Origin of the sequence: Methylobacterium sp. J-077, assembly GCF_022829365.1 — a bacterium.
Classification (GTDB): Bacteria; Pseudomonadota; Alphaproteobacteria; order Rhizobiales; family Beijerinckiaceae; genus Methylobacterium.
Genome location: NZ_JAKSYJ010000022.1, coordinates 1 through 22072 on the forward strand (window position 1 = coordinate 1; position 22072 = coordinate 22072).

The window sequence follows — 22072 nt, forward strand, 5'->3', positions numbered from 1 at the left end:
AAGAACCGCGCCTGAGGCCAGCGCCTACGACGCCAAAGCTGGACGTCGGATCAGCTCAGCCGCACCGTACCGTACCCAGCTTGCGAAGGGGTCCCAATTGCACGCCGATCCGGGGTCCCATTCCAACGCCTTTTGACACGCTGGACGCTGCGTGTGCCCGCCACGACGCCTGCACCCCGGACGACGCGCTACCCGTGAAAGCGTGCAACCTCCGTCTGGAGCGAGAGGCGGCTGAGATCGCCAACGACCCTCGGCAGCCGCAGGGTCTGCGGTCGATGGCAGGCTTGGTCTCGTTCGGTGCGTCGATGATGCTCGCGAAAGCCGATCCGGAACCGGATGCGCCGATCATGATGGCGCGTGCGCAGCCGCGCGAGGCTGCCCCGAAATCGCAATGGTCTGCGCTGTCGAGCGTGAAATCACGCCCGCGCATGCGATAACCACGACCGATCTACGACGCGCGCATCATCCTACGAGCGTCGTCACGAGGGCGTTACCTTATATGTGTCTGGGAGACCGCGTATGCGATCAGACGAGGTCTATAACGTCTTTCTACGTCGGAACCAGCCGTTGCTGCGTTGCGCCGTCCGGGTCGATTATCCCATTCCAGTGTTCATCAGGGCCCAGACCTGGGAATTCGCGCAGACGGTTCGCGTCGATGCAGTGCCTGCGGACTTCGCGCCGCGCGCAGCCCGGCAAGGTAGCCAGATGCTCGGCTATTACCTGTTCCACGCTTTACAGGGATGACGACGGCTATGCCGATCACCCGCGCGTGCCAGCTGGCGCGCTGTCCGTGAAATCGATCGGCGGCCTTCTCGGAAGTTCTGTCGCGGATCAGCGGGGCAGGATCGCCCTCGATTACGAAGCGTCCGCCAAACGGGATCGCTCGGTCGTCTCGGTCGGGTGATAGGCGGCCGGTTCGCGCATTGCCCCCTCGCACGGACCGGCCGTCGATTGCGCCCATCTGGACCTCCGCTTCCGTCATTTTGCTGGCTAAAAGCGGACTGGCAAAAGACCATCCGACCCAGACGTAGGTCATCCTCAATCAACCTACCGCGAAGACGACCTTCCGAGGGTCCGAGAAGGGTCGAAAGCTGCTACCTACATATATCAGGAAAACCATCAGATAAACGATATGTAATTCAATATGAATTATATCCCAAAAAAAGTGGGAAGCAGTCGTTAGCTTGACGCCCAGAGTGGTCGTTCGACTTTGCGCCCGTAACAGTTGTTTGAGGGGGCTTGAGAGCCATACGCCTTCTGAGCTTGATATCCTTCGCGATATTTGATCTGGCAGGCACGCCAGCAGCGTAAGATTTTTACATTTCGCCGAGGAAGGCGCATGGTTGAAGCCGACGAGATGCGTGTCCTTCAGGAGGTAAGCATGGACAATCTAGCAGATGCCGCCTGTATGGCGAAGCTGCACACGATGGCCGCCCTCCTCGACATTCCAGTGGAGAGCTTCTTTACCAACGACGAGGCGGCGGACCGCTTCGACAAAGCGAATGAGTGCCTGCGGCTGTGGGACAGGATAAAGACCGCCGATGGCCGCCGCCGGGCGCTGGAGTGTCTGCGCGAACTGGCGAATGAGCCGGTGAAGTGACGCTGAGACCGCTCGGTCTATCGCGTCTCCGGATCGGTGCTTCCCTCGATCAATCGGGCATACTCGAACTCCGCCACGCCGTAACCGTCGCCCGCGAGATCCAGCAGCCCGTCGCGGTCGATGATCTTGACGTGGCCACGGCGCTTGCGCACCAAGTTATCTTTCTGCAACGCTCTCAGAGCGATGGTCACGCCAGGTCGTTCGATGCCTAGCATCAGCGACATGAACTCCTGCGTGACCATGATCTCATCGCCATCGACCCGGTCGTGGCACATCAGCAGCCATCGGGCGAGCCGGGTCGGCGTGTTGCCCTTGACGTTCGCGAACGCCGTCTGCGCCGTCTGAACGAATTGAGCCTGGATATAGCGGTTCAGGAGGCGGCGCAGGGCGGGGCGTCGCCCCACCTCGTCGCGCAGAGCCGCCACATCGACCGACAACATGTGTCCGGCCGCCTGCACGAAGTGGGTGTGCGGGCTCCGATCGTCATCGAGCAGGATCGGGCTGGCACCGATCAGGGCCTCGCGACCGTGCAGGCCGATCTCGACCCGTCCGCCCGGAGCATCGTTGGTGACGGAGACGATGCCCGCTTCCACGAAATGGACAGTTTCGATCTTGGTGTTCGCTGAGATAAGAACTTGCTGGAGAACCATCACCTCGGGACGCAACGCGGGCAGCAGCGCCGCGAGATCCTCCGGCGCGAGCGCCCGCAGGAGGCGGTTGCGCAGGTCGGCCTGCTTGAAATTTGCCACGTATGCTTTCGCTTGAAGGGCAAGAGCACACGCTGTCCCTCAATCGTCAGCGCCCAAAAATCGGCCGACCACATCTAGTAAATGGTACGCCCGTAAGGTTTAAACAACGTCGTATAATCGTAAAAACACGACGACGTCGATACTACTTTACGGAGAATGTCACATTTTTACGTAATTTTCCCGAATAAAGATTTTGGTGTGATAAAACGAATTGGCAATCGCCGGCGTACCATTATTTTTCCGATCTCAAGATTTCTCTGGCGAATGCGAAAATCGCCTCACGGCCCTTGGGGGATCTGACCGCAAGCCAGATCTGGATTAGTTGCGAGGTGTCCCTCGGCGCGTTCACAGGAGCGAACTCGAAGAAGCTCTCTGGGGAGCAGCCGAGCACCTGCGCCACCCGGGCGAGCGTGGCCTGTGTGTGGATGTCCGACATCGCATCGAGACCCTTGGGCGTCGGCATGTCCATGCTATTTCCTCACACCACGTTCCGGCCGATCTAGCTACAAAATGCACCCTAGCATTGCACTGACGGTTGTAACAATGTAAAGATCTTACAGCAATCGCGAAAAAACCAGTTAAGTAAAACTTTTACACTTCATTCCTTCCTGTGTGGGATGGAAAAAACATGGATCACGACTCCGATCTAAATGCTGTCGCCGATGCGGTCATAGTTGCCCACGCCGTCATCGAGAAGAATGGAACGCCAGACATGAAAAGGCTGAGCCGAACGCGCCTGCTCGCGATCGGAAAGGAAATCGCTCGGCGCAGCAAATTGTCCAACGAACTAAATGAACTTGGGCGCGACGATGCACTGCAGTCTGAATGATCTGTCGCAGCGGTAACGTGACTGTTCACGTCAGCTTTAATCTGGATACGATGAGTTTCTGAGTACCATTTAAACCCAATGTTGATGCTCATCTCGCAGAGAGATGCAGGGCGCCAACACATCGTGCTGGTTCTTGTCGAATGAGGACTGAGGTTGCAGGATGATCTTCGTGACTGACCCTGCGGGGGAATGCGTCCATATCAGCCATGAATGGACGGCGTTGACCGGGCAAGAGGTCGCCGACGCCCTTGCCGGGGATGGTTGGCTTGCGTTCACCCGGACGACCGCCGGATCGTTTCCGACACCGTGGACGCAGCCCTCTGGACCGTCGCGGAATTCAGCATGCGCTACCGCCTACTCAAGACAGACGGTGCGCTACGCTGGGTCGGTACGGGTGGTGTGCCGTCGTTCGGGATAGAGGGCAACCGCTTCATCGGTTACCTGGGCTCGATCACCGAACTCGCTGAGGGAGCCACAGACACGATCACCGCCTACGGCAACGTCGAGCGGTTCGTCCCGCCGGTGCCACATCCGGCGACGATGCCGAGTTGCACCCTCGACCTAATCGCTGATCACCTGATCCTGGCGCACTCACTCATCGAAGGGGACGGCGGTAAAGAAGCTCTACCCGATCTGCGGAGAGCATTGTTCAAAATTGGGCAGGCGCTGGCCGCGCGAACGAAGCAGCAGGTTCGCACGGTGAACTAATGCAGGCCGGTCGAGGTGCAATCCCTACGTGCCGACCGCCGCTGACTTCCTTTATCTCGCTGTGGTGCTCGATGCGTTCAGCCGCTGGATCGTCGGCTGGGCAATGGCCAATCACCTCCGGTCGGAGCTCGTCCTGGACGCCCTGGAGATGGCCGTTACCCAGCGCAGGCCCCGCGACGTGATCCATCCTTCGGACCAGGGCTCGCAATACACGTCGCTAGCCCTGCTCAGCCAAGCCTCCTGACCGTCGACAAAAACGGGGCAATCCCAATCTACGGGTGTTCGATAGGGTGGATGGATCTCGCTACCGCACGCGTCTCATGCGACCGCGCGGATCGGTGGCGCGGCGAACAGCGCCCGGATCCCCAACCGTTCCGCATCCGAAATCTTCAGGTCAGCCTCCGGGCGGCCGAACAGGTAGCCCTGCATCTGGTCGCAGCCTAACCCACGTAGGATCGCCAGCTGGTCCCCCGTCTCCACTCCCTCCACCGTCACCTGCAGGTCGAGGTTGTGCGCGAGGTTCACGATCGCCCGCACGATCGTCAGCGTGTCAGTGTTGCGACCGAGTTTTCTCACGAACGAACGATCCACCTTGATTTTGTCGAACCGGAAGAGCTGCAGATAGCTCAGCGACGAGTACCCGGTGCCGAAGTCGTCCAGAGCCAACCGTACTCCCAGGTTGTGCAGCCGCGTCAGCACCGCCACCGCCGCGTCCGCGTCCTGGATGAACACGCTTTCCGTGATCTCAATCACCAGCCGCCCTGAATCGAGCCCATACCGGGACAGTGCGGCAGCCACCACCACCGGCACGTCGGATAGCCGGAACTGGCTCGGTGACACGTTGACCGCCACGCGCCACGGCTCTGGCCAGCCCGCCGCCGCGGCGCAGGCCGCGTCGATCACCCAGGCACCGATCCGGTTGATCAAGCCAGTCTGCTCAGCAAGCGGGATAAACTCGGCGGGCAGGACCAAGCCGCGCTTGGGGTGCTGCCAGCGGATCAGCGCCTCGAATGTCTCGACCTCGCCGCTACTTCCGTTGACCACCGGCTGGTAGAATAATCGAAGTTCATCTCGCTCGACCGCCAGACCCAACTCGTGTTCCAGCAGCCGGCGGGCCTGGAGCTGAGCGTCCATCGCCGGCTCAAAGAAGCGTACGGCCCCGCGCCCCTCATCCTTGACGCGGTAGAGCGCAGTGTCGGCAGCGCGCAGTAGCGCCTCAACGCTGCCGCCGTCGGCGGGATACAGCGCCACACCGGCCGAGGCGCTGACCTCGAGGTGCCGCCCCTCGATCCGAAACGGGCGGCGCAGAGCCGCCACCAGGCGGCTGACTATCTCCCCGGCCTGCTCGGGCACGGATGTGACAGCGAGCACGACGACGAACTCGTCACCGCCGATCCGGGCGAGAGTATCGGTTGGGCGCAGCTCGACGCGCATGCGCTTGGCCACCTCGACGAGCAGGGCGTCACCTACAGCGTGACCGTGCAGGTCGTTGACCGGTTTGAAGCGATCGAGGTCGAGGTAGACGACTGCCGTGCCGTGCCCATCCTGGGCAGCCGTGTCGATGGCCTGGGCGAGGCGCTGTTCCAGTAGATGGCGGTTGGGCAGGTCGGTCAGCGCGTCATGCAGGGCGAGGTGACGGATGCGCGCCTCGTCGCGCTTACGGTCTGTGAGGTCGCGCAAGGCCACGGCCACGGCTGGCTTTCCGCCGAACTCGATGGTGCGGCAAGACAACTCGACCGGCACGAGGGCGCCCGTCTCGGTGCGCGCCCGGAACTCCTCGGGCTGCAGGTCCTCGGAGCGGCAGCGCATGCGGCGGATCAGGCCGGGGGCATCGCGTTCGGCGAACAATCCGAGGACGTGGCTGCCGATCAGGTTCTCGATGGGCGCTCCGAACAGGCGGGCGCCGGCACCGTTGACCTCCAGCACTGTACCGCTGCGGTGGATGAGAAGCACCTCGTGAGCCAGATCGCCGAGCAGGCGCATCCGGGCGAGCTCATGCACGGCTCGCAGGGACAAGTGCTGCTGCACCAGCAGCGTGGCGAGGCCAGCTGCCAGGATGGCGAGGCTGACGAGACCGACCGCCCATGCGAGAGCGGTCGATCCCAGGAGATACCCACCCGCCTCGGGCAGACCCGACGGCGCGAGGGTCACCGCCGCCATGCCGGTGAAGTGCAGGCCGCAGATCGCCAGCGCCAGCCAGAGGGCGACCTCGATGCGGCGGGTGAGCTCGGGCAGGCCGCTGCCGGCGCGCGCCAGCGCCAGCGTGGCGAACGCGACGCTGAGAAGGACGGAGACGCCAGTGTAGGCGGGATCGAGGAAGACGAGGGCGGAGGCGCGCATGGCCGCGACGCCGAGGTAGTGCATGCCGGTGATGGCCAACCCGAGAAGGGTGCCGGCGAGCGCGAAAGCGATCGGGCCCCTGGACCACCGCCGCCACACGAGCAGAGCGAGCAGCGAGCCTACGACGGCTACGCCGATCGAGGCAGCGGTGAGGTTTAGCGCGTAGGCGATCTGGGTGCCAGGTAGATAGGCGAGCATGGCTACGAAGTGCAGGGCCCAGACGCTCGACCCGAACACCGCGGCCGCCGGCAGAAGCGCGCGGGGATCGCGCGCGGTCTCGGTCTGCGCCATGAGGGTCACGGTGATATAGCAGCCGAGGGCGCAGATGAGGGCGGATAGGGCGACGAGGAGCGGGTCGTGCTGCTGAGCGATGCAGCCGAGAACGGTCAGCATGATACGTTCGACCTGTGGTTTTACGCGGTGCTTGGGCTGCAACGCCAACTAGAAACACGAGTTGTACAATCAGATCACGAAATAATAGTGTATTGTATTCACGGTTCGGTGAATTACGGCTTGATTGTTCTGGTCAGACTGAGACGAAAGCGCACAGCCGCTGCAGGTGAGCGCCAACCACAACCTAATTGCTGTCGAGCTTCGCCCGCATTACGGGCGTAGCTACACCCACGAGATGGGGGTACCGGTCGCGGCGACTTGCGAACGTGCGTGACCCTGCGATGGCCAGCCGGCCTCGTCGGAGACGTCCCCTAGGATCTCGCTCGCAGGCCCCAGTCGGTAAGGTCGTCAACGCGATCCTAGACAACTATGTCATTCACAAGCACCCGAAGGTCCGCGCTTGGCTCGATCGCCACCCACGCTGGACCTTCGATTTCACGCCCACCTCCGCCTCTTGGCTCAACGCCGTCGAGGGCTTCTTCGCCAAGCTCGCCAAAACGCCGGCTGCGACGGAGCGTGTTCGGATCACGGGTCGAGGTCCAGACGACCATCAAACGCTTCATCGCCGCAAGCAACGTAGATCCAAAGCCCTTCGTCCGAACTGCAGAACCGGACCGGATCATCCAAGCCGCAAAACGCGGGCACCAAGCGTTAGACTCGCACCACTGGATAGTTGGATATCTAGAGATGCAATCCAAAATTGTCGCCTAGCCCGCCTCTCGGTTGCATTGATAGAATGGGTTGTATTAGTTAAAAATTTACATTGCTGAAATAGTCGGTCGAATAGACTACCGTGGGTGATGTTTCGAGAAGTTCGCTCTATGAGACAGGGCTGCCAAGGCTGCCGGGACGGTGAGCCCCTACCCTTCGCGTTCACGATGGCGTTCCACCCGATCCTCGACCTCGGCAAAAACATCGTCTGGGGCTACGAGGCCTTGGTCAGGGGTGTTTCGGGTCAGGGCGCTGGACAGATCCTCGCGCTGGTCGACGAGGGCAACCGCTACAAGTTCGACCAGGCCTGCCGCGTGAAGGCGATCGAACTCGCTAGCTCACTGTTCCCCGACGCCGAGACGCGTTTGTCCATCAACTTCATGCCCAACGCCGTCTACGAGCCGGCCGCGTGTATCCGGGCGACACTCGACGCCGCCCGGCGCGTCGGCTTCGCACACCGTCAGATCATGTTCGAGTTCACCGAGAACGAGCGCATGATGGACGTCGCCCACGTCCAACGGATCATCGCCGAGTACCGTAAGCAGGGTTTCGCGACGGCCCTCGATGACTTTGGGGCTGGGTATGCTGGCCTAAACCTCCTCGCGAGCTTCCAGCCAGACTTCATCAAACTGGACATGGAGCTGATCCGTGGGATCGCGAACTCGCCGCGGCGTCAGACGATTGTCGCGGGAATGGTCGTGATCGCCGAGCGCTTGAACGTCGCGGTGATCGCCGAGGGCGTCGAGACGGAGGCCGAACTGATGGCCCTACGTTCACTCGGAATAGAACTCTTTCAGGGTTATCTCTTCGCCAAGCCCACGGTGGCGCAGCTGCCGGAGGTCTGGCTCCCAAGGGGTGCATGCGGCGCGCCGGCCCCCGTGCTGCGGACTGCCTCTGGCACAGGAGCCACCCACGCCGCCTGAACGTCTCGGGATCACCCCGCGAGGGACCGCCATGCTCACATTCGAAGCGATTTCCCTCGACGCCCTCGACGCCCTCGACGGGGAACGGCTCGACGCCCTCCCGTTCGGGGTCGTCGGCCTCTCGTCCGAGGGCGTCGTCGAGATCTACAACGCGACCGAGGCGCAGCTCGCTGGTCTGCCACGCGATAGCGTGCTCGGCACGCACTACTTCTCCGCGACGGCGCAGTGCATGAACAACTTTATGGTGGCGCAGCGCTTCGAGGACGAGGCTGAGATCGACGCGATCATCGACTACGTCCTCACCCTACGCATGCGCCCCACGCCCGTCCGCTTGCGCCTATTGAAGGCGCCGCAGGCATACCACCGCTTCATCCTGATCCAGCGCTGAGGGATGCCGCCATGACGACCGAACTCGAAGTCGAGAATGCGGCCCTACTACACTTCCTCTACGCCTGCCCAGCCGGCCTCGTCGAGTTCTCGGCCGCCGGCGCTATCGGCATGGTCAACCCGGCCGCGATGGGCCTCCTGATGCCGATCGCGGGCCGTCCCTTCGTCGTCAATCTCTTCGACATCATGGACGGGTGCGCTCCCGAGCTGCGCAATATGATCCACGAGTTCACCCCGGCGCATGGTACGATCTGTGACGGCCATCGCATCGTGACGGGGCGCGGAGAGCGATCGACGGTCCTGGCCTGCAGCGTCGTGAAGCTGACCCCGGAGCGCTACATCGCGACGCTCGCCGACGTGACCGAGCAGGTCGCCCGCGAGCGGCGGCTGAAGCAGGCAGAGACGTGGTTCGCCTCGCTGCTCGACGGCGTCGATGACGTCGCGGCGCTCTCGCTCGATGCTGACGGCCGCATCGACACGGTCACGCCCTCGGTGACGCGGCAGACAGGCTTCATGGAGGCAGAGTTGCTCGGCCGATCATTCGAGTCCTTCGACCGCCCGGACCCCGCCTCCGCGATGCCCCCGCGGGGCGAGGCGATCGCCGTGGCGCGGCGGGACGGTTGGCACTTGCACGAGGGCTGGCATGCCCGCGCCGATGGCGGGCGCTACTGGTGCCAGCGGCTGGTCGCCGTGCGCGATCATCTGGATGGGGCGATGGCGGGCTACACGCTGGTGATGCGAGCGGTGACGCGCCAGGGGCATGACGCGGCAGCGCTGCGGAGGATGCTGACGCGCGACCACCTCACCGGGGTTAGCAACCGCGCTCATTTCTTCGAGGTGGCGGAACGTCACCGCGTGCGGTCGCTGCAGGATGGTGGACCGTTGGCGCTCATCGTCCTCGACGTCGATCACTTCAAGCGGGTGAACGACGAGCACGGGCACGCGGCCGGCGACGCGGTGCTACGCGAGGTAGCGCGCCGCTGCGAGGCGGAGCTGCGTCCAGAGGATGTCTTCGCCCGCCTGGGCGGCGAGGAGTTCGTGGCGCTCATGCCGGGCACCCCCCTCCTGGCGGCTGCGGCCATCGCCGAACGCTTGCGCACCTCGCTCGCTCGCGAGCTGATCGATGCCGGTGGGATCCAGCTGCGCATCACCGCAAGTTTCGGCTGCAGCGCGCTCGACACAGATCCCACCGCTTCGCTCGCCGACCTGCTCGCTGCGGCAGATGGCGCGCTGTATCAGGCCAAGCGCACGGGCCGCGACCGGGTCGCCTCGTCCGGTGCGGCCCAGGCAGCCTGAGCGCTGGTCGTCCATCGATGCTGTCGCGGCGCGGGATCGCTACCGTCCTTCAGAGCCTGCTCGCCGCGGAGCTTGTCGCCGCGCGCGGCCGTGGCAATCCGGACGCACGTCTCCCGACCCACCTGCCATCCGTATGGCCAGAGGCCATGGGGATCGACGGCGGCACGGGGGATGGGCTGGGCTGTGATTCGTTAGAGCGACTGTGGTTGGCCGCGGCGGTCAACGAGATGTTCAACCTCCACGAGGTGGGCGACGAGGACTGCCTGCTGACCGACGCCACGTTCGGGGCGTGGATCGATCGCGTCGAGGCGGCGTGGCGATCCGGGGTCGACACGATCACGCTCACGACTTCTGGGACGACTGGGCGGCCGAAGCGGTGCCCCCATGCTGCGGCGTCCCTGCTCATGGAGGCCGAATTCCTGGGGGATCTGTTCCGAGACAGACGGCGGGTCGTCTCCCTCGTGCCGGCCCACCACGCCTACGGCCTCCTGTTCACCGCGCTCCTGCCGGACGCGCTCGGGGTCGACCGACTCGACGCGCACCGCCTCGGCCCCGGGAAGTTGGCTCGTAGCCTCACTCCGGGCGATCTCGTCGTCACCTTCCCTGAACGTTGGCGGTGGCTGGAGCGCTCGCTGCCGGCATGGCCCGAGGACGTCGAGGGTGTGGTCTCGACCGCCCCATGCTCTCCGGACCTGATCGCGGCGCTTCACGACGGCGGTCTGTCGGCGATGACGGAGGTGTACGGATCGTCGGAGACGGCCGGTGTGGCGGTGCGCCGTTGGCCGGATGCGTCGTACCGGCTGATGCCGCATTGGCGCTTCGTCGAGCCGGTGAGCGAGGACGCGCCGGCGATCGTCGATCGCTCCGGTCGAAGCGTCGCGTTGCCGGACGGCATCCGGCTTCAGGGCGGGGATCGCTTTCGATTGGCCGATCGTCTCGATGGCGCCGTGCAGGTTGGGGGCACCAACGTCTTTCCGGATCAGGTGGCGGCGCGCCTCCGCGAGCGACCTGGTGTTCGTGAGGCGGTGGCGCGCCTGATGCGCTCGGAGGAAGGCTCACGCCTGAAGGCCTTCGTCGTACCCGACGCGGAGGTTGATCTCACTGAGTTGCGGACGGCCCTGTATGCGTGGATCGAAGCCGCGCTTCCGGTGGCGGAGCGACCAATGGCGATCACTTTTGGCCCTCGTCTGCCCAAGAGCATAACGGGTAAGGCTACCGACTGGTGAAGCCGGTGAGTATTCTTGATCGAAGGTGCGCCGATCGCCTAAAAACCTCGGTTAATTCTGCGAAACTGTCCGTACGACGCCGAGACAACACACTATCAGTCTGGATTTGATTGGCTTGGAGCGGCGGCTAGACGTAGTATTTTACTATTACATATAGCGTCAGCCCCCGGAACGATGGACCGGGCTGCTACCGTCGTCCAGGCTACATAAGCCGACGTTATGCGAACGATCCCTCTGATAATCTCGGCCCGACCGCGGCCCTGCATCATGAAGCGGACGTTCCGTCTACGACCCATGTCAGACGCCCGAACCGCCATTGGCGCCTCCCCAAAGCGGCCGTTCCTCGTCAGTCCGGCAGTTTCGTCTCAGCGTGGGAGGCGGACTTCAATGGCTCGTAGAGAAGGTTGCGGCCGGCCTACGCAAGAGGGGGTTTAATGCGGAGACCGGCCGTCCATCATGCGGTCGACGACGAGCGGACCGCATGATCTATTTGAGCCGTGGGGTCAGTGGGCCTCGATGGGGCCCGCCGTCCGCTGCGGCTTCTTCAGGATGGCGACCACGGCGAGGCTCAGCACGAGGCTGACGCCGACGAGGTAGAAGCCATCGGCATAGGCCATGACGTAGGCCTCGCGGCGGACCTGGGCCGCCAGCATGCCGAGGGCGGCTCCCTTAGCGGCGGCCTGGTCGGCGATGTGCCCGTGCAGGCCGGCAGCCAGGGCGGCAATCCGATCCTGGGTGCGCGTGGCGTTCACGGTGATCGCCTCGGCCAGCACCGAGAAGTGCATGTGCTCGCGCCGGTCGATCATCGTCGACAGCATCGCGATGCCAATCGAGCCGCCGAGGTTGCGCATCATGTTCGACAGGGCCGAAGCGTCGGCGGTGTCGCGTGGGCTCAGGCCGACGGTGGAGAGCTGCGAGAGCGGGATCGTGAACAGCGGCTGGCCGATGGCGCGCAGGAGCTGCGGCAGGATCAGCTGATCGGCCCCAACGTCGTGGGTCAAGCCGACGTTGATCCAGCAACTCGCGATGAAGAATAGCGTGCCCGCGACGACGAGCAGCCTCGCGTCGAGGGTCCGCATCAGCAGGGGCATCATCGGGAATAGGACGAGCTGCGGCAGGCCCGACCACATCACCACGTAGCCGATCTGCTGGGCGTTGTAGCCCTGGATCTGCGCGCAGTAGACTGGGATGATGTAGATCGATCCAAACGAGACCGCGCCAAGCACCGTCATCAGCACGCAGGCCCCGCCGACCGAGCGGTTTGCCAGCACTCGCAGGTTGATGAATGGGCGCTCGGCCATCAGCTCTCGCACGATGAAGCCGGTGATGCCGGCGGCGGCCAGGAGGCTGACCTGGACGATGACGGGCGACCCGAACCAGTCCTTCCGCTGACCCTCCTCCAGCACGTAGGTCAGGGCCGGCAGGCCGGTGGCCATCAGGCCGATGCCGATCCAGTCGCCCTTCAAGAGCTCAGCCCAGCGTGCCGGGACATTGTCGAAGGCCCCGAGCTGGATCCCGGCGGCAAGCGGACCGAAGATCAGGTTCAGGTAGAAGATGTAGTGCCAGGACAGGTTGTCGGTGAGCCAGCCGCCCACCGTCGGGCCGATGGCCGGCGCGAAGGTGGCTGTCAGCCCGAACAGCGCGATGCCGATCGGTTGCTGGCTCTTCGACAGGCGCGTGCGCACGATGACGATGGCGGTCGGGATCAGCACGCCGCCGGTGAAGCCCTGGCCGGCGCGAAACAGGATCATCTGCGAGAGCGAGGTCGAGAGCGCGCAGGCGAGCGAGAAGGCGGTGAACAGCATCGTGTTCACGGACAGGTAGCGGCGCAGGCCGATCACCGACGAGAGCCAGCCGGTGAGCGGGATCACGATGATCTCGGCCATCAGGTAGGCGGTCGAGATCCAGCTGCCTTCCTCGGTCGAGGCGCCGAGCGCCCCCTGAATGTCGGCGAGCGATGCGTTGGTGATCTGAATGTCGAGGATGGCGGTGAACGCGCCGAGGATCGCGCCAAACACCGCGAGCCAGTCGCGTGCGCTCGCCTTGACCTCGGGCGTGCCCACGGCCGGCACGACGCTCATCGGGGGAGAGCCTCGCTGACAAGGGCATGGGCGGGTCGATGATTGCGGAGCTTCACCGGCTCGACGGCGTCATGGATATGAACGGTGGCTTCGACCGAGAGACCCGGGCGCAGGCGGCCGAGCATCGGATCGGCCTCGTCCAGGGCGACCCGCACGGGCACGCGCTGCACGACCTTGGTGAAGTTGCCGGTGGCGTTCTCGGGCGGCAGCAGGGCGAACTGCGCGCCGGTGCCGGGTGAGAAACTCTCGATCCGCCCCTCGAACTCGTGCTCGCCCAGCGCGTCGACGGTGAAGGTCGCGCGCTGGCCCTCCAGCATCTGCCCGGTCTGGGTCTCCTTGAAATTCGCAACGAGGTAGATGTCGCGACCCATCGGCACCACGGTGAGCAGGCCGGTACCGGCCGATACGAACTGGCCGACGCGCAGGGAGCGGTCGCCGACCGTGCCGTCGATGGGCGCGACGATGGTTGTGTAGCTGAGGTTGAGCTGGGCCTGCTCCACTTTCGCCTGCGCGGCCTCAAGGCTCGCGCGGGCACTGCCCTCCAGCGCCCTCAGGCTGTCGACCTGCTTCCTGGCCGCCTCAAGGGAGGCGACGGACTTGTCGTGCGCCGCCCGCTTCTGGCGCAGGTCGGAGTCCGCTTGTTGCTGGCGCTGTGCCGTGCCCGAGCCGGTCTGCAGCAGGTTCTGGTAGCGGGTATATTCCTTGCCGGCGAAGTCGAGCGCCGCATCGGTGTTCTCGACCTCCGCCTGGGCCGAGGCGACCTGCGCCTGCTGTTGTAGGATGGCGGCGGCGGTCCCCAGCAGTTGGGCACGGCTCTTCCCGACCTCGGCCTCGGCCTGCTTGAGCATCACCCGGTACTCGCGGTCGTCGAGGCGCGCGATCACGTCGCCGGCCTTCACAGGCTGGTTGTCACCGACCAATACTTCGGCGACGTGGCCGGCGATGCGCGGTGCGACCGTCACCTTGTCGGCCTGTAGGTAGGCGTCCTCGGTGGTCTCCAGGAAACGGCCGACGATCCACCAGTGCCAGCCGTAGGTCCCGCCCCCACCCAGGGCGGCCAGGAGTAGGACCGGGACGATCACGCGCGCCTTTCGACGCTTGGGCGCCGGCACGGCGGTCCGGGCCCCCGGGGAGGCCGGCGCGGGACCGCCAGCGGCGACTGTGGTAGCGGTCGAGGTTCCGGGCTGGGGAAGGTCGCTGGGTCGAGCGTCCATGATGGTGGCCAACATCAATACGATACGGTAAGGTATCGATATATGACGGCATGAGGCATGACAAGGAGCACGACGATGGCAGCGACCGCCGAGCCCGAGTCGACGGCGAAGCGTGGTACAGGCGGTCGACCGACGCGCGAGGAAGCCGCGCGGCGCGAGGCACGCATCGTGGAGGTCGCCACCCGGCTGTTCATTGAGCGCGGCTTCGACGGCACCTCGATCGACGCGGTGGCGGAAGCCGCCGGCGTCAGCAAGCCGACTCTTTATTCGCGGTATCAGGACAAGCGTGCCCTGTTCGAAGCGGTCCTGCAGGATCGGATCCGCGAATGGCTCGCGCCCCTCTCTGCGGCGGCCGAGATGCAGGCGCTTCGAGCGACGCCGAAGGATGCCGCGACGGTGCTAGACGAGTTGAGCCGCAACCTTTTAGTCCGCGCCCAAGCTCCCGAGACCACGGCCTTGACCCGCTGCATCGCCGCGCAGGCCCTGCAGTTTCCGGATCTTGCGCGGCTCGCCTACGAGGAGGGCTGGCTCCGCGGTGTCAGGACGGTCGGTCGCCTCCTCGGAGCTATGGCCGAGCAGGGACAAATTACGATCGACGACCCGGAGATCGCTGCCGACCTGTTCCTGAACCTCGTCATGGGACGCAGTTCGAAGCAGGCGCTGTACGGCATCGAGGTGGATGTGGAGGTCCAAGAGAAGCGCCGTCGCGCGGCCGTCGCCCTCTTCCTCGCCGGCGTCCGTCCCAGTCCTGCTTGAAGAGCGAGACCGTTATCTTGTTTTAGGCGGTGGATCGCCGTGCTGCCCCATCGAACCGCCCGCAACCGGCCATTCCCGGCTTTTGCACAAAGTCGGGACCGGGCACGACGACAACGGCCGCTTCTATCCATTGCCGAGCCAAAACAGACAGGCGGCTATCCACCCGACCCAGTCATAGGCTTCGGCTTCGATGACCCGGGAACAGACCTCCCCAGCACGCACATTGGCTCGCAGACGACGGCAGAACGTCACGGTGCGCTTTGTTCGGTAGCGTGCCCTTATGCGAGGGGGACGAGGCAGGCGGCTTTACATCTGGGCAAAGCCGGGGGCCCTCAGGATGCGCCCGCACCAATGGTGCACAGGTGTGCAGAGAACATCTTCGAGCGTTTTCAAACAGGTACGAACGTCCGAGAGCGTCGGCACGGCTTTGGCCTGATGCGCCTTGCTTCGATCGGCTTCAGTTTAGCGATGATGCTGAAGCAGCGGGAAGACGGCTGTATACGGCTGAGGGACGGCAGCGTGCGGCAAGGCGCGGTAACTGCCGGCAACGGTACGGTAAGTCGAACGGTAGCAGGAGGGGTATCACACCATACGCACTGAAGGTGTGGGCGACTCGTCTGGCAACGTGTCCAGCTGCTTCACCGTTGTCTACCGCATGAGCCCCATCGGATCACATCCTCGTTATCGCATTGAAGACGCAGAAGATTTTCGGCCAACCTTAACGAGCCGCATTCAGTATCCATCCCACGGGCCATCAATCTGTGGTGGTGCAGATGATATATATCAACCAAAGATTGTTTCAGACACTTGTATTGTGTGCCACGGCTTCCCTGGCAATAGCCAGTAGCGCCATCGCCAGCTTGCCAGACGCGGATCACCTCATATCGCAGAAGGGCAAGCAGTTTGGACCGCGGGACGTCGTCCTGCACACCGGCGAGCACATCACCATCGTCAACGACGACGGTAATTTCGTCCACCACGCCTACATCGAGGACGATGAGTTCGCCTTCGATTCAGGCGACATCGAGCCGGGCGCTAGGGCGGTCATCACCTTCCCGAAGGAAGGCGATTTCACCGTCCTGTGTGGCGTCCATCCGAAAATGAAGCTCGCCGTCCGCGTTCGGTAGGCTGCCGACTCGCACCCCGGCGGCCTGCTGACCTGTTTAATGTAAACTTGAAGTAGAACCTCATGGCCTTTCATATCGGTACCCGCATCCAAACTGTTACCTTGATCGTATTGGGCGGGATGGCCACGCTGGTTGGCTTGGCAGCCTGGGACATGTCCGCAACCATCACCGATGCGCGTGAGCTGAAGACCCGTGACCTGGTGGAAACGGCACAGGGGGTACTCGCGTACTTCGAGGGCGAGGAGCGCGCCGGCCGGATGAGCCGTGATGCCGCCCAGCAAGCGGCCGTAGCGGCGGTTCGGGGCCTGCACTATGCGGGCAGCGAATATTTCTGGATCCAAGACATGCACCCGCGCATGGTGTTGCATCCCAAGGCCGACCTAGTCGGCAAGGACATCGCTGGGATCGTCGATCCGGCTGGCAAGCACCTGTTCGTGGATGTGGCCGAGCGGGTGAAACAGTCGGGGGCAGGGTTCGTCCCATACCTGTGGCCGAAGCCGGGCCTGGATCAGCCTATGGCGAAGATCTCCTACGTGAAGGGCTTCGCCCCGTGGGGATGGATCATTGGGTCTGGCATCTATGCGGACGACACAGCTGCGCAGATGCGCCCGACCTTGATGCGCCTGCTCGGTGGAGCGTCCATCGTCGCGGCGATAATCGGTCTCTTCGCTACGCTCATAGGCCGTAGCGTAGTGCAGCCGCTACGCGCCATGACGGCATTCATGACCAATCTCGCCGCAGGAGATTTAAGCGCAGAGGTGCCAGGCGCGGAACGCCGCGATGAGATCGGCGCGATGGCATCGGCTGTTCAGATATTCAAAGACGGCCTGATCCGCATGAAGGCGCTAGAAGAGGAGACGGCGGAGGCCCGCTTGGCCGCCGAGGAACAGCGCAAGACCGGCATGCGCCAGATGGCCGAGAACTTCGAGCGGGCGGTCGGCGGCATCATCGGCATGCTGTCGTCGTCCGCCACCGAGTTGCAGGCGACAGCACAGACGATGACGGCCACGGCGACTGAGACGGCCAGTCAGTCCACGACAGTCGCGGCCGCGGCCGAGGAGGCAGCCAGCAACGTCAACACGGTCGCCGCCGCAGCGGAGGAGCTGGGCTCGTCAGTGCAGGAGATCAGCCGGCAGGTCGCTGGCTCAGCTGAACTAGCACAGCTTGCCGTGCACGAAGCGGATCGGACCGGGGCTTTGGTGCAGGAGTTGAGTGCCGCGGTGGCGCGGATCGGCGACGTGGTCGGACTGATCTCGACCATCGCCGGCCAGACCAACCTACTAGCGCTCAATGCTACCATCGAGGCCGCACGGGCAGGCGCTGCTGGCAAGGGCTTCGCCGTCGTCGCTTCCGAGGTGAGGGCACTCGCTGAGCAAACCGCCAAGGCTACGAGTGAGATCTCGGGTCAGATCGCCCGTATCCAAGCGTCGACCGGCCAAGCCGTCACGTCAATTGACGGCATCACCGGGCGGATCCGCGAGATCAGCGGCGTGGCGACATCGATCGCGGCTGCCGTCGAGCAGCAGGGCGCGGCAACGCAGGAGATCGTGCGCAACGTCAGCCAGGCTGCGATGGGCACGGGCGAGGTAACCAGCAACATCTCGGGTGTCGCCGGTGCAGCTGAAGAGACCGGCGCAGCGGCGAGTCAGGTGCTTGGGGCGGCCTCGGAGCTGTTACGTCAGTCTGAGCACCTCGCAGCCGAGGTGGGACGCTTCCTCGCCACCGTTCGCGCTGCCTGAGGCGTTCAGGCTTTCAGGGTCACACTGAGCCGGCTCAGCGAAGGGACTGTTTCCTCCACCTTAGGGAGGAGGTAGCCCTTTCTGCATTTTCAGGCTGGCGTCAGTCTCTCTGCACCCGGCGTCGGCCCAAATTAGGCGCACAGGGCAAGGCACAAGCCCCGATCTTGCATTGCCGGATACGGTGGCTCCACGCCCCTCCCTCTTGGCCGGTGAGAAGGGAGTAGCGGGCAAGTATGGGTAAGTTGTAGATCAACCTCTGGTTGAGGGCGGCTTCACCGCTGACTAACATGCTTGAGAACGCAACAGCGCTCGTGAGATGAGCGTCTAATCAGGTTGAACTTTTTGTGGCCGATCAACCAGAGCACGAACAAAACCGAGGCACCGTCTTCGAGCCTCGATATCTCTGACCTGGCGGAACAGCCGCAGCAGCTCATCTTCCTGTTCCGCTTCTGACGGATGACTATCGCCAAATTCTGATGGATCTAAGAAGGTCTCGATAGAAACGTCGAGAGCTCGAGCAATCTCTATCAAATATCTCTGCTTTTTATCGTCATCATCTACGTCATTCATAATGATATGCTGTTATTGCCAGGGGTAATGCGTGTGACAGCAAAGCATGCGGCATAATGACATTTCATGGAATAAAACTCCCTCTGAAATTGAAATCCATCATTTGATGCAATCTACTCAAAAAAAGGGCTGCCCATGGAGAAGTTTTGATACCAGATTTTGATCCTAGATGCTGCACTCAAAAACGTCGTGATCAGGCGCTCGCCGCGGCTGGTATAGTTGGAACTTGGGAATGGGATCATAACAAAAAGGTAGCTCGCTACTGCGAGAGTGCTGCTGAATTGCTGGCCGGTGATGCCGGCCTCGCCGGACGCGACCTCAGCATGACCGAAGCCCTAGCGGGCGTGTACACCGACGATGTCGCCTGGTTACGCTCACAGATGCGGCAGGCTGTGTCCGGATCGGACGTGCGGATCCGCGAGCACCGTGTGTGCTCGGAACGCCATGGCGTGCGTCGGGTCCTGTGCCGCGGTCGAACCTATTTCGATGAACAGGGTCGGCCGACTTACACGATGGGCGTCGTGATCGACATCACCGAGGTGGAGGCGGACGGCCGCCGTCGGTTTATTCGTGGGGCTGATGGCCCATTGGATGATGCGGCTGAGTATGGTGTTGCGGCCTACGAAGCGATCAAAGCAACGGGTCTTCCGCATCTCCTTGTGCCCGCGCGGGCCCTGTTGATGGCGATCGGTCGTGAGATCGCCCGCGGTCTATCAAAAGGACGCAAACGACCGGACTAAGGTCGGGGTTTGAAGCTTTCAATTTACGGGAGCCATGGGCCGGCGCTTGCGGTCTCCAGTTCCCCCGCAGCACCGACCCTCACGCGAAAGCCCGGTCAACGCTTCACGGGCGATCCGTAAGGAACTGGCCCACGGTCGTCTGTCGTCGCGTGCTTGCCCGCCGCACGCCTTGCGGTGTCGCGAAACGCCTCGAGCGCGCCGACGGGAAGAGGGGGCCCTGTAGAAGGCGCAAGGGAGGCTGTCGCCGCGTCAGCATGACTATCAGCCTGAGCTTTAGCATAACTACGCCGGCGAAGCCGCGCCGAGTATCGAGGGGTGTAGACCTCGGTGCTGCTCTGCCGGCGCTCGGCTCAGAGCCGGTCGCTGAGAGCATGGTGGCGCAAGGTAGTTAACGGATCCTACACAAACCCCGCGAGATCAAGCCCGTGTCGCAGCTCCCAATCACATGTGGGAACGACGCATGTGATGACGCCGATGGCGCTTCATGTGCCTTATACCCATCATGCTCCGCTGGCCGCCCATGCGCTTCTCCGAGGGGCTCTTCACGCTGCCAGGATTGTTCATGTTGCTCTGAGCACTGCCGCTCCCGCTGCCGGCCGGCATTTGCGCGAGAGCCGCCCCCGTGACAGGGAGCGTCATCGCGGTGGCGAGTGCAAGTGTCTTCATCGACATGGTGTCTTCCTCCAGACGGATCGATTGATCAGTCCTGAGCTGAACGACTTCGAGATCGATATTGTTCAAGCAGCAGCAAGTGGCTGCCCACGGATCAATGGCTTGACCTCAGCCTCTCTGCGCACGACGTCGGCCCGAATTGGGCGCACAGGGCAAGGCACAAGCCCCTATCGTGGCGAACAGAATTGCTATGGCTCCAAGCACCTATGTCAGTCGCTGATAAGGAGTAACGGAGGAGTACTAGGGTCAGGGGTCAGCCGCTGATTGAGAACGGCGTTGCCTAAACCGTTGTGACGCTCTTGCTCATGCGGCGGCGGCGTCGCAGCGGAAACGTTGCGAGGGATCCGCCAGTGCCCGTTCCATCTCCTGCCGAAACCCCTCGGCTCCATCGTGCCAGCCAGCCGGATCAGCGTCGTACAAAGCCATAACCTCATGAAAGCGCTTGTGCGCGCATCCGAAGGCGGTGTCGTGCAGGCCGTGCTTATCGAAGAACACCCCGATGCTGCAGGCATGCGGATCCTTCGATGCTTCCTTCCAAGTCACCGGTAGAGGCTGACCCATCAGTGTCCGACACGCCTCCACCACGCGCAGGTGGCCTGCATAGGCGCCCAGCATCGACGTCGGCGCCCGGTCCACCTCCATGCCCACCGTGGGCCGTGCCGCCATCCATGATGCGACAACCGCTCCAGGCATCGGCCGTGCGATCCCGTAGCCTTGCCCGAGATCGACCCCGAGCACGCGCAAGGCGTCACGGATTTCGACCGTCTCCACGCCCTCGACAATAAGCCGCTTGCCGATGCTGTGAGCTAGGCTCTGCAGGCTGAGCACGAAGTGCAGGTCTCGGGGCTTCTGTCGGAGCCCGCGCGCAAACGACTGGTCGAGCTTCATGATGTCGACGGGCAGGTCGCGCAGATTGATCAGGGACGAGTAGGCGCTGCCGATATCGTCGAGTGCGATGCGGATGCCGAGTGCACGGATGGCCTGCAGGCGCTCTGACATTCGAGCGAAGTCCGGGGTCGCATGGCCTTCCAACAGCTCCAGCACCACTGCGCCGTGCGGACTGAAGGCGTGCTGATCGAGCACGTCGCGCAGCAGATCAAGGAATCCATCCGCGAGCACCAGCGGCACCTCGACGTTGACGCTGACGTAGGGACCTGGACCATCACCCGCCAAGCTCTGCCGCAGCGAGACCGCTTGCCTGAGCATCGTGCGAAACAGTTCGGCGAGGGCGTCCTGTGGCAGACTGGACAGGAAGTCCGCCGGCGGAAGAAGCTGCTCGCCGCGCATGAGCCGTGCAAGCGCCTCGTAGCCGACGATCTCGCCTGTGCGCAGATCCTCGATCGGCTGAAAGGCAGCCTGAACGTTAGCATTCAGCTGGTTTGGCTTGAGGGCACTCCGGTTAGGTGGCTTGCAGACCCGACGTGGGCGCTTGATCATCAACTTTCCTGGTTGAAGGCGAGCTAACCGGGGTTGAGTACGACCCAGGATTGCAGCCTAATCCAAATTAGATTTATCAGCCGTTAACGGCTGCGACAAAGTGGCACATATTTACTAGGTCTGGTTGACCCGCCGAACGCCAACAGACCGTCTCCGCATAGCTCGGCCCGCTCTTTTCTGACCGCGGTCGCTAGACCTAAAATGATCAATGGCCGGGCAAAGGGCTGCTGCGAGAGCTGCGGACGGCCGCACGGACGGATGGTCTACCACCTCGGCGACGACCGCTGGTGGGACGCGGATGCCGGCCGGTGGCGCGACAACTGGGGCAGGCGGATCCGGATCGCGGTAGAGGCCGACATCCTCGGTCGGATTCGTCGGACCTGGGTCGTGTTGGCCGCAGCCCATCGAGACCGCGACACCTTGAAGAACGCGGACGCCGATCTCGCGGCCTTCTGCCAGCGCTGCTACATGATCCACGACCGGCCGGAGCATCAGAGACGGCGGCGGTGCACGCTGTGCCAACGCAAGGCAATGGGCGATCTGTTCGGTGGGCCCTACGCCTGATATTCATGCC

21 protein-coding genes and 3 pseudogenes are annotated in these 22072 nt (G+C 63.4%); 16 read left to right on the forward strand and 8 right to left on the reverse strand.

Features of this window, described 5'->3' with window-relative positions; translation table 11 throughout:
• Positions 1-275 precede the first annotated feature (275 nt).
• From MKL11_RS33490 to MKL11_RS00765, 3 genes are all read left to right on the forward strand, one after another.
• Entirely contained in the window at positions 276-437 is a 162-nt protein-coding gene (locus MKL11_RS33490) for a hypothetical protein (RefSeq protein WP_409565790.1), read from the forward strand.
• An 82-nt stretch (positions 438-519) separates the two neighbouring features.
• Positions 520-744 (forward strand): hypothetical protein, encoded by a 225-nt coding sequence (locus MKL11_RS00760; RefSeq protein ID WP_243939373.1) that lies wholly within the window; start codon positions 520-522, stop codon positions 742-744.
• 595 nt (positions 745-1339) lie between these two features.
• Positions 1340-1600 carry a hypothetical protein gene (locus tag MKL11_RS00765; RefSeq protein WP_243939375.1) on the forward strand — a complete coding sequence of 87 codons (261 nt, stop codon included), beginning with the start codon at positions 1340-1342 and terminating at the stop codon, positions 1598-1600.
• Positions 1601-1617: 17 nt separating this feature from the next.
• Here the strand turns inward: MKL11_RS00765 and MKL11_RS00770 are convergent, their stop codons facing one another.
• Positions 1618-2349 carry a Crp/Fnr family transcriptional regulator gene (locus MKL11_RS00770; protein WP_243939377.1) on the reverse strand — a complete coding sequence of 244 codons (732 nt, stop codon included), beginning with the start codon at positions 2347-2349 and terminating at the stop codon, positions 1618-1620.
• A gap of 232 nt (positions 2350-2581) precedes the next feature.
• Complete coding sequence (locus MKL11_RS00775) at positions 2582-2818, reverse strand: hypothetical protein (RefSeq protein ID WP_243939379.1); 237 nt, start codon at positions 2816-2818, stop codon at positions 2582-2584.
• A 159-nt stretch (positions 2819-2977) separates the two neighbouring features.
• On the opposite strand from MKL11_RS00775, the gene MKL11_RS00780 reads away from it, so the two are divergent.
• The 3 genes and pseudogenes from MKL11_RS00780 to MKL11_RS00790 form a co-directional block, all read left to right on the forward strand.
• Positions 2978-3178: a hypothetical protein gene (locus MKL11_RS00780; protein ID WP_243939381.1), complete on the forward strand. Its 201-nt coding sequence runs from the start codon at positions 2978-2980 to the stop codon at positions 3176-3178.
• A gap of 210 nt (positions 3179-3388) precedes the next feature.
• A complete protein-coding gene (locus tag MKL11_RS00785) occupies positions 3389-3886 on the forward strand; it encodes a PAS domain-containing protein (RefSeq protein ID WP_279600164.1) in 498 nt (165 codons plus the stop codon).
• A gap of 25 nt (positions 3887-3911) precedes the next feature.
• Positions 3912-4106: pseudogene (locus MKL11_RS00790) on the forward strand (DDE-type integrase/transposase/recombinase); the annotation flags it as partial.
• Positions 4107-4204: 98 nt separating this feature from the next.
• On the opposite strand, the gene MKL11_RS00795 reads toward MKL11_RS00790, so the two are convergent.
• Positions 4205-6667 (reverse strand): EAL domain-containing protein, encoded by a 2463-nt coding sequence (locus tag MKL11_RS00795; RefSeq protein ID WP_243939384.1) that lies wholly within the window; start codon positions 6665-6667, stop codon positions 4205-4207.
• A 275-nt stretch (positions 6668-6942) separates the two neighbouring features.
• Between MKL11_RS00795 and MKL11_RS00800 the strand changes: the two are divergent.
• From MKL11_RS00800 to MKL11_RS00820, 5 genes and pseudogenes are all read left to right on the forward strand, one after another.
• A pseudogene (locus tag MKL11_RS00800) lies at positions 6943-7330 on the forward strand (transposase); the annotation flags it as partial.
• Positions 7331-7440: 110 nt separating this feature from the next.
• Positions 7441-8253 carry an EAL domain-containing protein gene (locus MKL11_RS00805; protein WP_243939385.1) on the forward strand — a complete coding sequence of 271 codons (813 nt, stop codon included), beginning with the start codon at positions 7441-7443 and terminating at the stop codon, positions 8251-8253.
• Between the two features lie 31 nt (positions 8254-8284).
• Positions 8285-8641, forward strand: coding sequence for a hypothetical protein (locus tag MKL11_RS00810; protein WP_243939386.1), 357 nt, complete (start codon positions 8285-8287; stop codon positions 8639-8641).
• An 11-nt stretch (positions 8642-8652) separates the two neighbouring features.
• The gene (locus MKL11_RS00815) at positions 8653-9936 is read left to right on the forward strand and encodes a sensor domain-containing diguanylate cyclase (protein WP_243939387.1); all 1284 of its coding nucleotides are present in this window, start codon (positions 8653-8655) and stop codon (positions 9934-9936) included.
• A gap of 17 nt (positions 9937-9953) precedes the next feature.
• Positions 9954-11162, forward strand: coding sequence for an AMP-binding protein (locus tag MKL11_RS00820; RefSeq protein WP_243939388.1), 1209 nt, complete (start codon positions 9954-9956; stop codon positions 11160-11162).
• Positions 11163-11665: 503 nt separating this feature from the next.
• Here MKL11_RS00820 and MKL11_RS00825 read toward each other — a convergent pair.
• A complete protein-coding gene (locus tag MKL11_RS00825; protein WP_243939389.1) occupies positions 11666-13243 on the reverse strand; it encodes an MDR family MFS transporter in 1578 nt (525 codons plus the stop codon).
• On the reverse strand, positions 13240-14325 hold the full coding sequence (locus MKL11_RS00830; RefSeq protein WP_243939390.1) for an HlyD family secretion protein: 1086 nt from the start codon (positions 14323-14325) through the stop codon (positions 13240-13242). Before MKL11_RS00830 ends, MKL11_RS00825 begins: the two co-directional genes overlap by 4 nt.
• Before the next feature lie 207 nt (positions 14326-14532).
• Between MKL11_RS00830 and MKL11_RS00835 the strand changes: the two genes are divergently transcribed.
• The 3 genes from MKL11_RS00835 (at position 14533) to MKL11_RS00845 (ending at position 18079) form a co-directional block, all read left to right on the forward strand.
• Positions 14533-15213 (forward strand): TetR/AcrR family transcriptional regulator, encoded by a 681-nt coding sequence (locus MKL11_RS00835; RefSeq protein WP_243939393.1) that lies wholly within the window; start codon positions 14533-14535, stop codon positions 15211-15213.
• Between the two features lie 773 nt (positions 15214-15986).
• Positions 15987-16340, forward strand: coding sequence for a methylamine utilization protein (locus MKL11_RS00840; RefSeq protein WP_243939395.1), 354 nt, complete (start codon positions 15987-15989; stop codon positions 16338-16340).
• Positions 16341-16402: 62 nt separating this feature from the next.
• Positions 16403-18079: a methyl-accepting chemotaxis protein gene (locus MKL11_RS00845; protein WP_243939401.1), complete on the forward strand. Its 1677-nt coding sequence runs from the start codon at positions 16403-16405 to the stop codon at positions 18077-18079.
• A gap of 324 nt (positions 18080-18403) precedes the next feature.
• Here MKL11_RS00845 and MKL11_RS00850 read toward each other — a convergent pair whose 3' ends face one another.
• Positions 18404-18649, reverse strand: a complete 246-nt coding sequence (locus MKL11_RS00850) for a hypothetical protein (protein ID WP_243939402.1) — start codon at positions 18647-18649, stop codon at positions 18404-18406.
• A 146-nt stretch (positions 18650-18795) separates the two neighbouring features.
• Between MKL11_RS00850 and MKL11_RS00855 the strand changes: the two genes are divergently transcribed.
• Positions 18796-19389, forward strand: a complete 594-nt coding sequence (locus MKL11_RS00855; RefSeq protein ID WP_243939403.1) for a PAS domain-containing protein — start codon at positions 18796-18798, stop codon at positions 19387-19389.
• A 441-nt stretch (positions 19390-19830) separates the two neighbouring features.
• Here MKL11_RS00855 and MKL11_RS00860 read toward each other — a convergent pair whose 3' ends face one another.
• Together MKL11_RS00860 and MKL11_RS00865 are read right to left on the reverse strand one after the other, a co-directional pair.
• A complete protein-coding gene (locus MKL11_RS00860; protein ID WP_243939404.1) occupies positions 19831-20130 on the reverse strand; it encodes a hypothetical protein in 300 nt (99 codons plus the stop codon).
• Between the two features lie 234 nt (positions 20131-20364).
• The gene (locus MKL11_RS00865; RefSeq protein ID WP_243939405.1) at positions 20365-21498 is read right to left on the reverse strand and encodes an EAL domain-containing protein; all 1134 of its coding nucleotides are present in this window, start codon (positions 21496-21498) and stop codon (positions 20365-20367) included.
• A 210-nt stretch (positions 21499-21708) separates the two neighbouring features.
• Here MKL11_RS00865 and MKL11_RS00870 point away from each other — a divergent pair.
• Positions 21709-22062: pseudogene (locus MKL11_RS00870) on the forward strand (hypothetical protein); the annotation flags it as partial.
• Between the last annotated feature and the right edge of the window lie 10 nt (positions 22063-22072).

Excerpts from the sequence above, each read along its gene's own strand:
- MKL11_RS00815 (WP_243939387.1), top strand. The coding sequence starts at position 8,653 with ATGACGACCGAACTCGAAGTCGAGAATGCGGCCCTACTACACTTCCTC.
- MKL11_RS00805 (WP_243939385.1), top strand. The coding sequence starts at position 7,441 with ATGAGACAGGGCTGCCAAGGCTGCCGGGACGGTGAGCCCCTACCCTTC.
- MKL11_RS00775 (WP_243939379.1), bottom strand. The coding sequence starts at position 2,818 with ATGGACATGCCGACGCCCAAGGGTCTCGATGCGATGTCGGACATCCAC.
- MKL11_RS00840 (WP_243939395.1), top strand. The coding sequence starts at position 15,987 with ATGATATATATCAACCAAAGATTGTTTCAGACACTTGTATTGTGTGCC.
- MKL11_RS00810 (WP_243939386.1), top strand. The coding sequence starts at position 8,285 with ATGCTCACATTCGAAGCGATTTCCCTCGACGCCCTCGACGCCCTCGAC.
- MKL11_RS00760 (WP_243939373.1), top strand. The coding sequence starts at position 520 with ATGCGATCAGACGAGGTCTATAACGTCTTTCTACGTCGGAACCAGCCG.
- MKL11_RS33490 (WP_409565790.1), top strand. The coding sequence starts at position 276 with ATGGCAGGCTTGGTCTCGTTCGGTGCGTCGATGATGCTCGCGAAAGCC.
- MKL11_RS00845 (WP_243939401.1), top strand. The coding sequence starts at position 16,403 with ATGGCCTTTCATATCGGTACCCGCATCCAAACTGTTACCTTGATCGTA.
- MKL11_RS00825 (WP_243939389.1), bottom strand. The coding sequence starts at position 13,243 with ATGAGCGTCGTGCCGGCCGTGGGCACGCCCGAGGTCAAGGCGAGCGCA.
- MKL11_RS00765 (WP_243939375.1), top strand. The coding sequence starts at position 1,340 with ATGGTTGAAGCCGACGAGATGCGTGTCCTTCAGGAGGTAAGCATGGAC.
- MKL11_RS00820 (WP_243939388.1), top strand. The coding sequence starts at position 9,954 with ATGCTGTCGCGGCGCGGGATCGCTACCGTCCTTCAGAGCCTGCTCGCC.
- MKL11_RS00850 (WP_243939402.1), bottom strand. The coding sequence starts at position 18,649 with ATGAATGACGTAGATGATGACGATAAAAAGCAGAGATATTTGATAGAG.
- MKL11_RS00785 (WP_279600164.1), top strand. The coding sequence starts at position 3,389 with ATGGACGGCGTTGACCGGGCAAGAGGTCGCCGACGCCCTTGCCGGGGA.
- MKL11_RS00780 (WP_243939381.1), top strand. The coding sequence starts at position 2,978 with ATGGATCACGACTCCGATCTAAATGCTGTCGCCGATGCGGTCATAGTT.
- MKL11_RS00865 (WP_243939405.1), bottom strand. The coding sequence starts at position 21,498 with ATGATCAAGCGCCCACGTCGGGTCTGCAAGCCACCTAACCGGAGTGCC.
- MKL11_RS00835 (WP_243939393.1), top strand. The coding sequence starts at position 14,533 with ATGGCAGCGACCGCCGAGCCCGAGTCGACGGCGAAGCGTGGTACAGGC.